Origin of the sequence: Haemophilus sp. oral taxon 851 str. F0397 (assembly GCF_000242295.1) — a bacterium.
Taxonomy (GTDB): domain Bacteria; phylum Pseudomonadota; class Gammaproteobacteria; order Enterobacterales; family Pasteurellaceae; genus Haemophilus.
Genome location: NZ_JH591076.1, coordinates 46,172 through 60,686, shown reverse-complemented (window position 1 = coordinate 60,686; position 14,515 = coordinate 46,172). Strand labels below are relative to the sequence as shown.

At 36.0% G+C, this 14,515-nt stretch carries 12 protein-coding genes; 6 read left to right on the top strand and 6 right to left on the bottom strand.

Going from position 1 to position 14,515, the window contains the following annotated elements:
• Positions 1-2: 2 nt before the first annotated feature.
• Positions 3-1,553, bottom strand: coding sequence for an anthranilate synthase component I (trpE, locus tag HMPREF9096_RS05120; protein ID WP_009500316.1), 1,551 nt, complete (start codon positions 1,551-1,553; stop codon positions 3-5).
• Positions 1,554-1,810: 257 nt separating this feature from the next.
• Positions 1,811-2,293 carry a Dps family protein gene (locus tag HMPREF9096_RS05125; protein WP_005638566.1) on the bottom strand — a complete coding sequence of 161 codons (483 nt, stop codon included), beginning with the start codon at positions 2,291-2,293 and terminating at the stop codon, positions 1,811-1,813.
• Between the two features lie 271 nt (positions 2,294-2,564).
• Here HMPREF9096_RS05125 and cdd point away from each other — a divergent pair, with 271 nt between their 5' ends.
• On the top strand, positions 2,565-3,443 hold the full coding sequence (gene cdd / locus HMPREF9096_RS05130; RefSeq protein ID WP_009500315.1) for a cytidine deaminase: 879 nt from the start codon (positions 2,565-2,567) through the stop codon (positions 3,441-3,443).
• A 49-nt stretch (positions 3,444-3,492) separates the two neighbouring features.
• Here the strand turns inward: cdd and cmoB are convergent, their stop codons facing one another.
• Complete coding sequence (gene cmoB / locus HMPREF9096_RS05135) at positions 3,493-4,458, bottom strand: tRNA 5-methoxyuridine(34)/uridine 5-oxyacetic acid(34) synthase CmoB (RefSeq protein WP_009500314.1); 966 nt, start codon at positions 4,456-4,458, stop codon at positions 3,493-3,495.
• Positions 4,455-5,969 carry a sodium/proline symporter PutP gene (gene putP / locus HMPREF9096_RS05140; RefSeq protein WP_009500313.1) on the bottom strand — a complete coding sequence of 505 codons (1,515 nt, stop codon included), beginning with the start codon at positions 5,967-5,969 and terminating at the stop codon, positions 4,455-4,457. The genes cmoB and putP overlap by 4 nt, the downstream gene beginning before the upstream one ends.
• Positions 5,970-6,084: 115 nt before the next feature.
• Between putP and rng the strand changes: the two genes are divergently transcribed.
• The 3 genes from rng to HMPREF9096_RS09390 all read left to right on the top strand — a co-directional run bounded on the left by rng (position 6,085) and on the right by HMPREF9096_RS09390 (position 12,317).
• Positions 6,085-7,560: a ribonuclease G gene (gene rng / locus HMPREF9096_RS05145; RefSeq protein ID WP_009500312.1), complete on the top strand. Its 1,476-nt coding sequence runs from the start codon at positions 6,085-6,087 to the stop codon at positions 7,558-7,560.
• An 81-nt stretch (positions 7,561-7,641) separates the two neighbouring features.
• Complete coding sequence (locus HMPREF9096_RS05150; RefSeq protein WP_009500311.1) at positions 7,642-8,901, top strand: glycine zipper domain-containing protein; 1,260 nt, start codon at positions 7,642-7,644, stop codon at positions 8,899-8,901.
• Between the two features lie 20 nt (positions 8,902-8,921).
• Positions 8,922-12,317, top strand: a complete 3,396-nt coding sequence (locus HMPREF9096_RS09390) for an AAA family ATPase (RefSeq protein ID WP_009500310.1) — start codon at positions 8,922-8,924, stop codon at positions 12,315-12,317.
• Between the two features lie 86 nt (positions 12,318-12,403).
• Here HMPREF9096_RS09390 and HMPREF9096_RS05155 read toward each other — a convergent pair whose 3' ends face one another.
• Complete coding sequence (locus HMPREF9096_RS05155) at positions 12,404-12,703, bottom strand: hypothetical protein (RefSeq protein ID WP_032803353.1); 300 nt, start codon at positions 12,701-12,703, stop codon at positions 12,404-12,406.
• Positions 12,704-12,814: 111 nt separating this feature from the next.
• Here HMPREF9096_RS05155 and HMPREF9096_RS05160 point away from each other — a divergent pair, with 111 nt between their 5' ends.
• Together HMPREF9096_RS05160 and HMPREF9096_RS05165 are read left to right on the top strand one after the other, a co-directional pair.
• A complete protein-coding gene (locus HMPREF9096_RS05160; RefSeq protein WP_009500308.1) occupies positions 12,815-13,360 on the top strand; it encodes a sigma-70 family RNA polymerase sigma factor in 546 nt (181 codons plus the stop codon).
• 9 nt (positions 13,361-13,369) lie between these two features.
• Positions 13,370-13,543 carry a zf-HC2 domain-containing protein gene (locus HMPREF9096_RS05165; protein ID WP_009500307.1) on the top strand — a complete coding sequence of 58 codons (174 nt, stop codon included), beginning with the start codon at positions 13,370-13,372 and terminating at the stop codon, positions 13,541-13,543.
• Positions 13,544-13,639: 96 nt separating this feature from the next.
• Here the strand turns inward: HMPREF9096_RS05165 and HMPREF9096_RS05170 are convergent, their stop codons facing one another.
• Positions 13,640-14,503 carry a DMT family transporter gene (locus tag HMPREF9096_RS05170; protein WP_032803352.1) on the bottom strand — a complete coding sequence of 288 codons (864 nt, stop codon included), beginning with the start codon at positions 14,501-14,503 and terminating at the stop codon, positions 13,640-13,642.
• Positions 14,504-14,515 lie beyond the last annotated feature (12 nt).

Below are 14,515 nucleotides of genomic sequence, written 5' to 3'. Positions count from 1 at the left end.
CCTTATTTTGCTTGTGTATTAACTTGACGAATTGCTTTTAAGACAGCCGCGGCTTTGTGGCGTGTTTCATCGGCTTCCATTTGTGGATCTGAATCCAATACTTCACCGCAACCTGCCTGTACATGAGCTATCCCATTTTGTACGAAAGCAGAACGGATCACGATACAGGTATCAAAATGTCCATCGGACGTGAGATAACCCACCGCACCACCGTAACTATGGCGTTTTTGTTGCTCAAATTGATAAATAAGCTGCATCGCTTTAATTTTTGGCGCACCAGTTAATGTGCCCATATTCATACAGGCTTGATAGGCGTGAAGCGCATCTAACTCAGGGCGTAATTTACCCACTACACGAGATACCAAATGCATGATGTGAGAATAGCGATCCACTTGCATTAATTCTGCCACTTTACGGGTGCCGCTTTGGCAAACTCGAGCAATATCGTTACGCGCTAAATCAACCAACATTAAATGTTCCGCTTGTTCTTTGTGATCAAGGCGAAGTTCTAGTTCTAAACGAGCATCCAATTCAGGATCAATGTTGCCGTGAGCATCAAAACCACGAGGGCGTGAACCTGCGATTGGGTAAATTTCTAACTGACGATTTTCTGGCTCATATTTCAGCGCACTTTCTGGCGATGCACCAAATAAAATAAAGTCTTCATCATTCATATAGAACATATAAGGGCTTGGATTATTTTGTTTGAGTTGGGCGTAACTGGCTAATGTATTTGGGCAAGCCAAGGAGAAACGGCGAGAAGGCACAATTTGGAATACATCACCAATGTTAATATGGTGTTTTAAGGCTTTCACAATGCCAGTAAATTCAGGATCGTCAAAGTTTGTTTTAACTTCATCACTTGCCGCTTTAATAGAAAGAACGTTATCAATATTTTTTAGTTTTTGCGCAATAGAAAGCGAGGTCTTCGCAATATTGACTTGTTCTTCTTGAGCAAAACAGAAACTTTTGAGTGTCGCTTGTTGATTTTGATGATCGATAGTAATGAGGTGTTCGGCAAGATAGAAACTGTAATCAGGGCAGTTGATACCATCATGTTTTAATGTAATGCCATCCATTGGAATGAAATTTGCGACGAGATCGTAAGCAAATAATCCGCCTAAGAAAATAGGTGTTTGGCTATGTTGATAAAGAGTAGAAATAACACGCAGTCCGTCAAAAATAGTGGAAGATTGTAATTTACTATCTTCATCGAGTTGATTATCAAGTGGCGAAAATTGTACAGAAAATTCATCATCAAAATTGACCGCACTTATTTTTCCAAGTGCGGTTAATTTTGGATGAATTTCTTTTAAAACTTGTTTTCCATTCTCATTTAATGCTTTAAATGTGACGTCGTGACCTAAGCACGTTATTTTAACCGCAGAATTGACTAAGATAAGGCTTTGTAAACTGTTTTTACTCCCGATTTCGGCTGAGTCGAGTAGGAGAGAATTTGAATTAGGTTGGCAAAGTGTATTAAAAATAGCGGTGGTGTCAGCATAATAAGGAACGGGTTGAGCTGTCACCGCAATAAAGGCTTGAGTTTGCATATTGATATCCTTTTGGAAACTTTTGTACTATTAAACTAGTACATGAGAAATAAGTCAAGCCTAATTAATATTTTTTTAAGTGTTTTAAGAAAAATAACTAATTTATGTTAAAAATAGAGAGGAAATTTGGTTAAGTCTACTTAATTAAAAGGACCAAATTCTAGAACATAGAACTTAGTCCTTGTATTAATTTAGCCTAACTTTTTTAGAGTTAGATAGATTACAGGTTAGTTTTCGTTAGAGTTGAAATTTACCCATTAAGCATGGCAAGTTTGGCAAGCTGCTTGGAACATCCATACCAATTTTTCTTGTTCTTTAATGTAGTCACTCATTTGTGATGCGGTACCTTCGTCATCAGCATCGCCTGCAAGAGCAAGAATTTCACGTTGTTGTTCAAGTAATGTTTTTAAACCTTGTAATGTACCTGATAAACATTCTTGTGCGCCACTTACTGCGATATCTTCTTTAATACGAGATACTTTTAAGTATTGACTATATGCATTATTTGGTGTGTAACCTAAAGTTAAAATACGTTCAGCCACTTCATCAACTTTGGTGATTAAATCTGTGTAGATTTCTTCAAATTTTGCGTGTAATGCAAAGAAATTTACACCTTTAATGTTCCAGTGGTAACCACGAACGTTAGTATAGAATACTTGGTAGGTTGCAAGTAATTCGTTAAGTTTATTGGCTAATTCTGCTGATTGAACTTTGTCTAATCCGATAGATGTTTTTGACATAATAATTTCCTTTTTCTAGTTGAAAATAATAGAGCTAATGCCCTGCCTTTGATACGGGTATTATACGTTTCTAGAATTTGCTGTGAAATTGTTCTATTCAATAAAATTGATAGTTTATGACTATATGTTAATAAATTGTAATAAATTTAAGCTATCAAAATAAGTGATCAGGATCACAGTTATAAGGAATACTTTAGTAAAGGGTCGCGGCTAACAGTAAATTTTGCTTTAATAAGTGCAGTTATAATTTTTAATATTTTAAGGATGTCTTATGCAAGAACTTATTAAGCACGCATTGCCACAAGATGATGCACTCAATCAAGCTATTGTTGATGAAATTCGTTTGCAAAATTGGGCTGGTTTTTTAAATTGTTCCCAAGTGGAGCAGCTTTGTCGTGATTTTGAACTTACGCCATTAAAATTAGCTATGCATTTGTTGCCGATTGCGGCGAGTTATAGCCATACAGCTATTTCTCATTTTAATGTGGGGGCAATTGCTATTGGTGAACAAGGTAATTTTTATTTTGGTGCGAATCAAGAATTTTCTAATTCAGCCATTCAGCAAACGATTCATGCAGAGCAAAGTGCAATTTCTCACGCATGGTTGCGTAATGAACGTCGTATTTCAGACATGGTTGTTAATTACACGCCGTGCGGGCATTGTCGTCAATTTATGAATGAATTGCATGGCGCTGAAAAAATTTCAATTCATTTACCACATAGCCAAAATAATCCGTTACATTCTTATTTACCTGATGCTTTTGGACCGAATGATCTCGATATTGCGACTCATCTTTTAGCGGAAGAAAATCATGATTTAATTGCTGATCACCAAGATGATTTGGTTAATCAAGCTATTTTGGCGGCAAATCAATCTCATTGTCCTTATTCAAATAGCCCGCATGGCATTGCGATTTTATTTAAAAATGGTGATGTGGTGACAGGACGCTATGCAGAAAATGCCGCATTTAATCCGAGTTTGCCAGCGTTGCAAACTGCACTTAATTTTGCGTATTTAAATGATAAAAAATTGAGTGATATCGAGCGAATTGTGATGGTTGAAAAAGCATTAAAACTAAGTCATAAAATGATGGCTGAAGCGCTACTCTCTACATTAACATCGGTGAAATTAGAGTATCATTCATTGTAAGTATGAAAGAGTCTTGATTAAAAATAAAAAAGGGAATGATTTCCCTTTTTTATTTGTTCGCTAAAATGACCGCTCTTTTCGGTGCTTGATAACCTTCAATGGTTTTACTGTGGTTATTTGGATCTAAAAAATCAATCAGGCTTTCATTTTCTAACCAATCAGTTTTACGCTGTTCTTCGAATGTAGTTGTCGCCACATCCACACAACGTACGTTGGTAAAGCCAACTTTTTCTAGCCAGTTAATTAGTGCGGCGACAGAGGGGATAAAATAAACATTTTTCATTTTCGCATAGCGATCTGTCGGTACGAGTACAGTATTTACATCGCCATCCACCACTAACGTTTCTAATACCAATTCACCACCTTTTACCAATTGATTTTTCAACTGGCTTAAGTGATCTAATGGGGATTTACGATGATAGAGTACGCCCATGGAAAATACAGTGTCAAATGCCGCTAATGGTTGCATTTGCTCAATACCAAGCGGGATAAGATTTGCTCGACGATCATTATTAAGCAGCTTGCGTACGGCTTCAAATTGGCAAAGGAAAAGCTCGGTAGGATCAATCCCGACGACCATTTTTGCGCCTTCGCCTATCATTCTCCACATATGATAACCGCTGCCACAACCTACATCTAAAATAGTGCGACCTTGCAGCGGTGCTAAATGAGGAAGAACACGATCCCATTTAAAATCTGAACGCCATTCACAATCTACATGAATACCGAAAAGATGATAAGGCCCCTTTCGCCATGGCATTAATTGTTTTAAATGATGGATAATTCGTTGTTTTTCACCTTCTGAAAGGGGAGAAGTGCGGTCAGATTTCACCGCACTTTTGAGATCGATTTCATCAGCATGTAAATCAGGTAGGAAATCAACAATTTTGCTCCATTTTGTATAATCGCTATGAGTTTGAGTTTCCCATTCTTTTAATTGGAGTGGTAAGGTCTCTAACCAGTCTGATAAATTTGTAGTCGCAATTTGTTGATAAAAAGGGCGAAAGTCGATCATTTTGCTTCCTTATAGGCCTTTTCTGCTTTGTCAAAGGTATCTAGAACATTTTGTTCAGGTTTGCTGGAAAGCAATGAGACAACAATAATTGCAAGGCTACCGAAAGCAAAACCTGGGATCATTTCATATACTTTAAACCAATCGGTATCAGCTGGAACAACTTCTTTCCAAGTAAATACAGTCACTGCGCCTACAAGCATACCTGCCATCGCGCCCGATGATGTCATTCGTTTCCAGAAAAGAGAGAAAAGTACAACGGGGCCAAATGCACTACCAAAACCAGCCCAAGCAAATTCGACAAGTTTTAATACTTTGCTGTTTTCATCTTGTGCGATCCAGATAGCAAGTGCGGCAATAACTAACACCATAATTCTTCCAAGCCATACGAGCTCTTTTTCAGATGCGTTAGGGCGAATAAAACCTTTGTAGAAATCTTCTGTGATTGAGCTAGAAGAAATTAACAATTGCGCACTTAATGTACTCATTACTGCAGCTAAAATAGCTGAAAGTAATATACCCGCGATCCAAGGATTAAACAAAAGTTTAGCGAGTTCAATAAATACTTGTTCCGGTTCATTATTGACTGTGCCTGCAATGTTTGGATTGGCAAAGAAATAAGGAATCGCGAAGAAGCCAATACCGATTGCTCCACCTAAGCAAAGCACCATCCATGTCATGCTAATGCGACGAGCTTTGATAAGTGATTTGACAGAATAAGCCGCCATAAAACGCGCTAAAATATGTGGTTGCCCAAAATATCCCAATCCCCAAGCAGCAAGGCTTAATAGACCAAGTGGCGTAGTGGCAGTAAATAAATCTGTAAAATCTTTATTGGCAGCCGCTTCAGCTTGCGCTAATACCGCGGAAAATTGAGCGGTATCACCAATGCTTAATAACACAAATATAGGCGTTAAAAGTAGCGCAAAAATCATAAGAGTTGCTTGAATGGTATCTGTCCAACTTACTGCTAAAAAACCACCGATAAAAGTGTAAAGAATGGTGGCTAATGCTCCGTACCAAAGTGCGGTGGAATATTCGACTGAAAATAAATTTTGGAATAATTTTGCACCTGCCACGACACCCGAAGCACAATAAATAGTAAAAAACACTAAAATAATGGTGGCAGAAACAAGTTTTAATAATTTGTGTGATGAACCAAAACGATTGTGAAAATATTCTGGAAGAGTGAGGGCATTATTATTTAATTCAGTATAAACACGTAAACGACCAGCCACCAGAAGCCAGTTAAAATAAGCGCCAAGCGTTAAGCCGATAGCAATCCAGCCTTCAACTAAGCCTGATAAATATACCGCACCAGGTAAGCCCATTAAAAGCCAACCAGACATATCTGAAGCACCAGCAGACATTGCCGTGACAAAGCTGCCTAAACGACGTCCACCGAGAATGTAATCTGATAAATTATTCGTGTAATAATAGGCGAGTACGCCAATCAGCAACATCCCGAAAATATAAATAGTAAAAGTAACAAGAGTTGGGTCGAATCCAAACATTTAATAAGTCCAAAATGGGTTGAAAATTTCAGAAAGGGTGCATTTTACCTTATTTCGGGCTATTATTCTATTTAGACTAAATATTTGATGAAATTTAAGAAATTAGGAATATAAAATGGATGCTGTAGAGTTATTGATGAACGTAACGCCTAACGAAACACGCATTGCGCTAGTAGAAACAGGAATGTTGCGCGAAGTGCATATTGAACGCCAAGCTAAACGAGGAATTGTCGGAAATATTTATAAAGGTCGTGTAACTCGAGTGCTACCTGGAATGCAGTCTGCTTTTGTTGATATTGGTTTGGAAAAAGCGGCTTTTTTACACGCTGCTGACATTGTATCCCACACAGAATGTGTAGATGAAAATGAACAAAAGCAATTTAAAGTTAAGAGCATTTCAGAACTAGTACGCGAAGGGCAGGATATTGTTGTACAAGTGGTAAAAGATCCCCTAGGTACAAAAGGCGCACGTCTAACAACAGACATCACATTGCCATCGCGTCATCTTGTTTTTATGCCAGAAAATAGCCACGTAGGCGTTTCACAACGCATTGAAAGCGAAGAGGAACGTGCCCGTTTAAAAGCATTAGTTGAACCTTTTTGTGATGCCCTCGGCGGTTTCATTATTCGCACCGCAACAGAAGGGGCAAGCGAAGAAGAATTACGTCAAGATGCTGAATTTTTAAAACGCTTATGGCGTAAAGTCTTAGAGCGTAAATCTAAATATCCAACCAAATCAAAAATTTACGGCGAGCCAGCGCTTCCACAACGTATTTTGCGTGATTTTATCGGCGCGAACTTAGAGAGAATTCGTATCGACTCTAAACTTTGCTTTGGCGAAGTGAAAGAATTTACCGATGAATTTATGCCTGAACTAAGCGATAAACTTGTTCTTTATTCTGGCAATCAACCTATCTTTGATGTGTATGGGGTTGAAAATGCGATCCAAACAGCGCTAGATAAACGTGTTAATCTAAAATCGGGTGGCTATTTGATTATCGAGCAAACAGAAGCGATGACCACTATTGATATTAATACTGGCGCATTTGTGGGGCATCGTAATCTAGAAGAAACCATCTTCAATACTAATATTGAAGCTACTAAAGCCATTGCTCAGCAACTCCAACTACGTAATCTTGGTGGCATTATCATTATTGATTTTATTGATATGCAAACAGATGAACACCGCAATCGAGTACTAGAATCTTTATGTGATGCGCTTTCTAAAGATCGCGTGAAAACCAATGTGAATGGCTTTACGCAATTAGGCCTTGTAGAAATGACCCGTAAGAGAACTCGTGAAAGCCTTGAGCATGTGCTATGTGATGAATGCCCAACTTGCCATGGACGCGGTCGGGTGAAAACTGTTGAGACAGTTTGCTACGAAATTATGCGTGAAATTATTCGGGTTTATCACTTATTCAGTAGTGAACAATTTGTTGTTTATGCCTCTCCAGCAGTTTCCGAATATCTTATTAATGAAGAATCTCACGGTTTGCTGCCAGAAGTGGAAATGTTTATTGGAAAACGAGTAAAAGTAAAAACAGAACAGTTTTATAACCAAGAACAGTTTGATGTGGTGGTGATGTAAACTCTGTTTCAATAAAGTGCGGTGAAAAATTTTTGAGATTTTCACCGCACTTTTATATAACTAAGAATTGAGGAAATAATTATGCAAGATCAACAAATCGATCAGCTTTTCAATAATCTTAAACAAGATAAAACACAAATGGCGTTGGCAGAACAAGCCGAAAATGCACTTTTTACGAATGATGAAGCGAAGAAAAATACCTTTCAAACTATTAATGCGTTCTTAGATGATTATCTGCTTAATGGTCGTCATCAGCCGATTGAACAATGGCTTACATTCCGTTTTGATCAATATCCAGATATTTGGGAAAGCGAGCAAGAAAAAATAGAGACAGCTAACACTATTATCAATACGATTGAACGTTTAACTGTAAATCAGGTGGAGTTAGAGAAACATCTCAATAAACGTAAAACTATTGAAAATTTTTATCAAAAGAAAATTGATACTTTAGCTGAAGAATATCAACTTAATTCAACTGAACTTGCTCAAGAAGTAGATAATGCATTATCTGATGCAAATCGTAATTACTTTGGCTTTTTGACTGGGCAAGAAATATCCTTACCTATGGAGGATGAAGCACTCAATCAGAAAACGATTAAACGAGCTAAATTAAATGCTCAATTAAATTTGATGGGCTGGGGATTAAAAAGTGTAGGTTCACGTTTAGTAAATTCTTTTTTAGGCAAGAAAAATTTGTCTCACGGAGAAGAATTACAAAAAATTATTAGTAGTGCTGTGGATACTGCTGAAAATAAAGGTGTACAAATTGCTGTTTCGGGCGGCGTGGTGGTTTCTGCTAAAAAAGGTTGGATTAAAGATGCTTTTGCAGGCTTAGATAAACTAGAAAAAGTTGTAGGCAAAGCAGGGAGTGTATTAAGTCGCGTGCAAGATTTAACTTTGAGTGTTGCTAATGGTTGGGATGACGTTCGCTTATTTGATCGGGTTGAGCGAGGTGTACTAAAGGCGACTGATGTGGCAGCAGAGAAAGCAAAATTTGTTGTTGCTCAAACGATTACTAATTTAGAACAGAAAGCCGACCTTTTCTTGCGTAAAAATGGAGCAAAATTAGGTGCTAAGATAGGAGCTACAGTCGGTTCATTAGCTGGTCCTGTTGGTACGGCTATCGGTAGCGTAGTTGGCGGTTTTCTTGGTGAAAAAGTTGGCGGTTGGGTCAGTGATAAAGTTGTTAAACCTGTGGCAGAAACAGCCAAGAAAGTAGCGGATAAAGTGATTGATACAGTGAAAGATACAGCAAAATCATTTGTTTCTTCGGTTTCTAGTGCAGCCGAAAGCGTAGTTAGTTCTATCGTAAGTGGAATCAGCAGTTTATTCAGTTGGTAATTTTCTTTAGAGTGAAAAATATGACAAAACAAAATTTAACACAACAAATTATTGATTATATACAAGCAGGATACACTGCCTTTTATTTAAAAACGACTGAATTAGCTCGTGTCGATAAATTAACGAGTGAAGTTGCTGAACAGCTTAATTTTAATGTTATCGAATATAATTTAGCTTATGGAAGAGTAAAGTTTGAAAACAAAGAAATTATTGATGACAGTCTAACGAGTTTTGAGAAGATTTTTAATCATCTTCGCCATGAAGATTTAGAAAATAACTTAATTTTAATTAAAGATGCCAAACTTGGTTTGGAAAATAACTCTGTGGCATTAGCTCGTTTAAAATACCTACTAGATCAGCTAAATTTTTATAAAGGCGAATGTGCGGTAATTTTACAATCTGCCGATGTGTATTTGCCTAATGAAATTGAACCTCTTGTGACCCTTTTAGAATTGCCATTACCAGACCAAAACCAAATACAAGCAGTGTTAAAACAAGAAAAAATTGCTAATGAATTAACAGATCGATTAACTACCGCACTTTCTGGTTTAAATGAATTAGATATTCAGCAATTATTAAATTTACTCAAAAATAAATATGGTGAATTAACCGTAGAAAATGAAAAAGTCATTCTTGCTGAAATTCAACAGCAAAAAGAGCAAATTATTGCGAAAAGTGGTGTGTTGGAAATGGTGAAAGTGAATGAAGAAATTGAGGATATCGGTGGTTTAGAAAAGCTCAAAGCGTGGTTGCAAGATCAAAGCTATATTGTCAAAAATCTTCAAGCTGCAAAAGAGTTTGGTGTGAAAGCTCCAAAAGGGACATTAATTGCAGGGATGCCAGGTTGCGGCAAATCATTGACCGCAAAAGCGGCTGCAGCATTATTCCAACAACCTTTGTTGCGTTTAGATATTGGCTCGTTGCTTGGTAAATATGTGGGTGAAAGTGAAACCAATATGCGAAAAGCGTTAGTAATGGCGGAGAGTATTAGCCCGTGCGTGTTATGGGTAGATGAACTCGAAAAAGCTTTTGTGGGAATGAGTGGCAACAACGCCTCCGAAGTCAGCTCTCGTCTATTGGGTTATTTCTTAACTTGGCTACAAGAGAAAACTGCACCAGTATTTATTATCGCCACTGCCAATGATATTACTGCACTTCCGCCAGAATTATTACGCAAAGGGCGTTTTGATGAAATTTTCTATGTTGGCTTTCCAACCAAAAAAGAGCGGAAGAAAATTATTGAAATTCATCTTGTCAAAGCAAAACAAGATGCAAGCCAATTTGATATTGAGGACTTAGCCAAAGAATGTCGAGACTATGCGGGTGCTGATATTGAAAATGCGATTTTTGAAGCGGTAAAAAAAGCCTTTATTCAGCAAGGGGAACTTACTCAAGAGTTATTATTAGAGGCGATTCGTAATACCACACCATTACGTAAAACATTAAAAGATAAAGTTGGTGAATATGAGAAAAAATTTGATGAATTGTATTTATCGCCAGCGTCTGAGAATGATGGGCTAAATATTGCTCAAATGGTAAAAATGGCAAAAGATCCGAATTATATGATTAGATTGAAAGTAGCCAATGATGAAAATGTAACGGAAGAAATTCTTGAAGAACTATCAACTGATGAAGTTTTTGAGGTTCGTGAAGCTGTTTTCAAAAATATAAATTGTTCAAAACAAGTATTAGATGCTCAATTATCTTCAAATTTAACTGATAATAAATTATTAAATGCTATATATTCTAATAAAAATGTATCGATTGCTTTAGCATTAGATAAATTGACCGAATATGATTCTACATTGTCTCGAGTTGATGATTTATTTAAAAATAATGATATGGATTTATTAGAAAATCAGCAAGCAGTGTTAAAACACGGTGGAGATTATGCAAGTCAATTATTAGCAGAGTACAAAAATATTTTACCAGAAATCTCTGAAAAATTAGCTGAGCATAATAATCTTAAAGTGAGAAGAGTTTTAGCTGATAATCAAAATATTTCAGGAAAAACAACAGAAATACTTTCTAAATACGATGATTGGGAAATTAAAAAGAGTGTAGCACAACACTTAAATATCTCCCCTAAAGCCTCTGAAAATTTGGCAAATGATGAATATTGGTATATTCGTTACTTATTAACTCAAAATTCTAATCTTGCGCAAGATGTTGCAATAAAATTAGCTAAAGATCAGACCATAGAGGTTAGAAAAGGATTAGCTCAAATTAAGCATATTTCAAATGATGTAGCTAATATTCTTGCTATAGATAGTGATGACAATGTTAGAATGATTTTAGCAGCTAATATAAGTATTTCGGAAACATGTAAAGTAACCTTGGCTAAAGATCCTAATTCGTCAGTAAAAGAAGAATTAATATTGAAACAATATCTTTTAAAGAATATTGAGGGACCTTTATCAGAAGATAGCAATTATCATGTAAGAATGAAGTTAGCTGCTAGTCCAAATGTTTCAACAGAAATTATGAATATTTTATCATCGGATGATGATAATGTTAGAGCAGGTTTAGCCTCAAACCCAAGTATTACAGAAGAAGTTTCTAAAATATTAGTTTCTGATAATGCTTGGCGTGTTAGAAGTAATTTAGCCTCAAACTCAAGTATTACAGAAGAAGTTTCTAAAATATTAGCTTCTGATAATGATAGTAATGTTAGAAGTAATTTAGCCTCAAACCCAAGTATTACAGAAGAAATTTCTAAAATATTAGTTTCTGATAATGCTTGGCATGTCAGAAGTAATTTAGCCTCAAACCTAAGTATTACAGAAGAAGTTTCTAAAATATTAGCTTCTGATAATGATAGTGATGTTAGAAGGAATTTAGCCTCAAACCCAAAAATTTCTAAGGAAATTATGGAGTATCTTATGAAAGAGGATTATAGCTATAAAACAGATGATAATTCATATTCGGAGAGAATAGTTTTACCAGTGAAAAACGGTTTGGCTGAGAATCTTAATCTTCCTGAAGAATTTTCTAATATTTTAGCAAAGAAATACAATGTTAGAATCAGTATACGATTAGCAAAACGTGAAAATATTTCTGATAAAGTAGCTGAAATATTAATTGGAAGTGAACGTTTTCTGGGGTATAGAGATTATAAGGATACACTAATGGCATTGGTACGAAATCAAGGTATTTCAGAAAAGACGATGAAATTATTGATTGAACAAGGAGATTACAACGTTCGAGCTCAGTTAGCTAAACGAGAAGATTTGTCGAATGAAATAGTAGATATTCTATCTAGAGATTCTGATTATGCTGTTAAAAAAGAATTGACTCTAAACCCAATTATTTCAGAATCGGTTGTTAAACGATTACAAGAGGATTCTTATTTAGTTAACAATAATCTTGAGAAGAATATAGTCTATAAAAGAATGCAAAAACAGTGGATTGACTAATTTATTTTTATATATGTAGTTTTAATTTGAATAAAGTGCGGTGAAAAAATTTTGAGATTTTTTACCGCACTTTTACATACTGTTCTTTACATTTTTTCTTTTGTCATTTTCATTTTTTTATTTGATTTCATCTTTTTATCAGATTTCATTTTCATATCAGATTTCATGTCCATTTCATCGGACTTCATCATATTGTCAGATTTCATCATGTGGTCAGAGTGCATTTGCATGTCATTTGATTTCATCATTTTTTTCATTGGGGTATTCATCATGGGTTCTGATTTCATTGGCATAGCATCAGATTTCATTTCTTCTGCATAAACGGTTGTCGCACCAAATAACATAGTCATACCTAAGATTGTGCTTTTTAATGTAATATTTTTCATTTTAAATTTCCTTGTTTGAGTGGTAAAAATAGTAGTGAAAGAAATTGTTTCTTTCATGCAATTAGACGAAACAGTCTTCCATTTCTTACAAAAAATTTTAAAGGAATTAAAATGAATGCCATTTCTGATACGGAACTACAACAAATTCGTACGCAGATGTTGAAATTTGCAACGTTACAGTTGCACCATGCTGATCTTGCTGAGGATTTAGTACAAGAAGCATTTTTAAGTGCATTTAACAATCTAGCGAATTTTAAACATCAAGCCGCTTTTAAAACTTGGGTTTTTGCCATTCTAAAAAATAAAATTATTGATTATCTTCGCCAGAAAGGACGCTTTGTATTAGAAAGTGAAATTGAAGATGAACAGTCAACCAATACATTTTTTGATGATACAGGTCATTGGAAAATAGAATATTATCCGAGCGAATTACAGGGTGAAGAGGAAACGGTGTATTCTGATGAGTTTTGGTTGATTTTCGAAACTTGCCTGACTTGTTTACCAGCTAAACATGCCAAAATTTTTATGATGAGAGAGTTTTTAGAGCTGTCATCGGATGAAATTTGTCAAGAAACTCAGCTTACCACCTCCAACTTGCATACCACACTTTATCGAGCTCGTTTGCAGTTGCAAAATTGTCTATCAAAAAAACTTTAGGAGAACATTATGCGTTGTATTCAAGCCACTCGAATAATTTCTGATTCTCATGAGAGACCATTAGAACTGCAAGAAAAAATGGGTTTAAAAATGCATTTATTAGCTTGTCCTCATTGCCGTCGTTTTCAAAGAAATTGCAAAACCTTAAGTATGATGACGAAGAAATTTAAAGATTCACATTAAGAGTGATGAAAGTGTTAAAAAAACACCGCTATTTTGACCGCACTTTATAGCGGTATTTCTAACTTATACGTACGGCATTTTATAATCTCAAAGGTTTTATTTCTTCAGTTTCGCCAATAAACTCACTGCGCCCACAATTATAACTGCGCCGAACCAAAAATAGAGATTAGGCGTATGATGCCAAAAGAGCCAGTCGAAAACGCTAGAGAAAATCACGCCAGTGAAAGCAAAAGGGGTAATGATATTGGCTGGCGCATATCTGAAAGCGCGAGTGAGCAATAATTGGAAAATCAATCCAAATCCGCCCACTAATAGCAATAAACCAAGCTCGTATAAATTAGGGATTTTCCATTGATGAATAAAGAAGATTGGTAGCATGAGTGTGCCAATCAGATGAAAATAAAATACGATATTTTTCGGTGTGTTGTATTTGTTTAATTCTTGTAAGCCAATAAATGCCATTCCTGCCAATATGGCACCAGATAATCCAATCAGCACATAAATAGGATCAATATTGCCATTGTGATTGGTGAGTAAAATAATGGAAACGCCAAGAAAGCCGATTAAGCTACACAAAAGCACGTTAAGCGGTGTTTTTTGATGGAAAAAGAGCAATAAAATCGGGATAAATAGGGCGGAGGTATTCATCAATAAGGCCGCGATGGAAAGCGGTAAGAACTTCACGACATAAAAGTTAATCAACATACTCGATACACCTGCGGCATTTCGTAGGATTAAAAACTTCCATTGGCGGGTATCTACTTTAAAGTCGCGATCTTTAATCACAAAAGGCAGTAAGAAAAGCAAGCCGATTAAAAAGCGTGAAAATAAGGTTTCACTTGCAGGGATTGTTTGAGAGGCGGTTTTGACAAATACATTCATCAAGGTAATGGAAAAGTACGCTGATACCATAAAACTAATCGCTTTGTGATAAAACGAAGGAGTGGAATGTGATTGCATATATATCTTTTT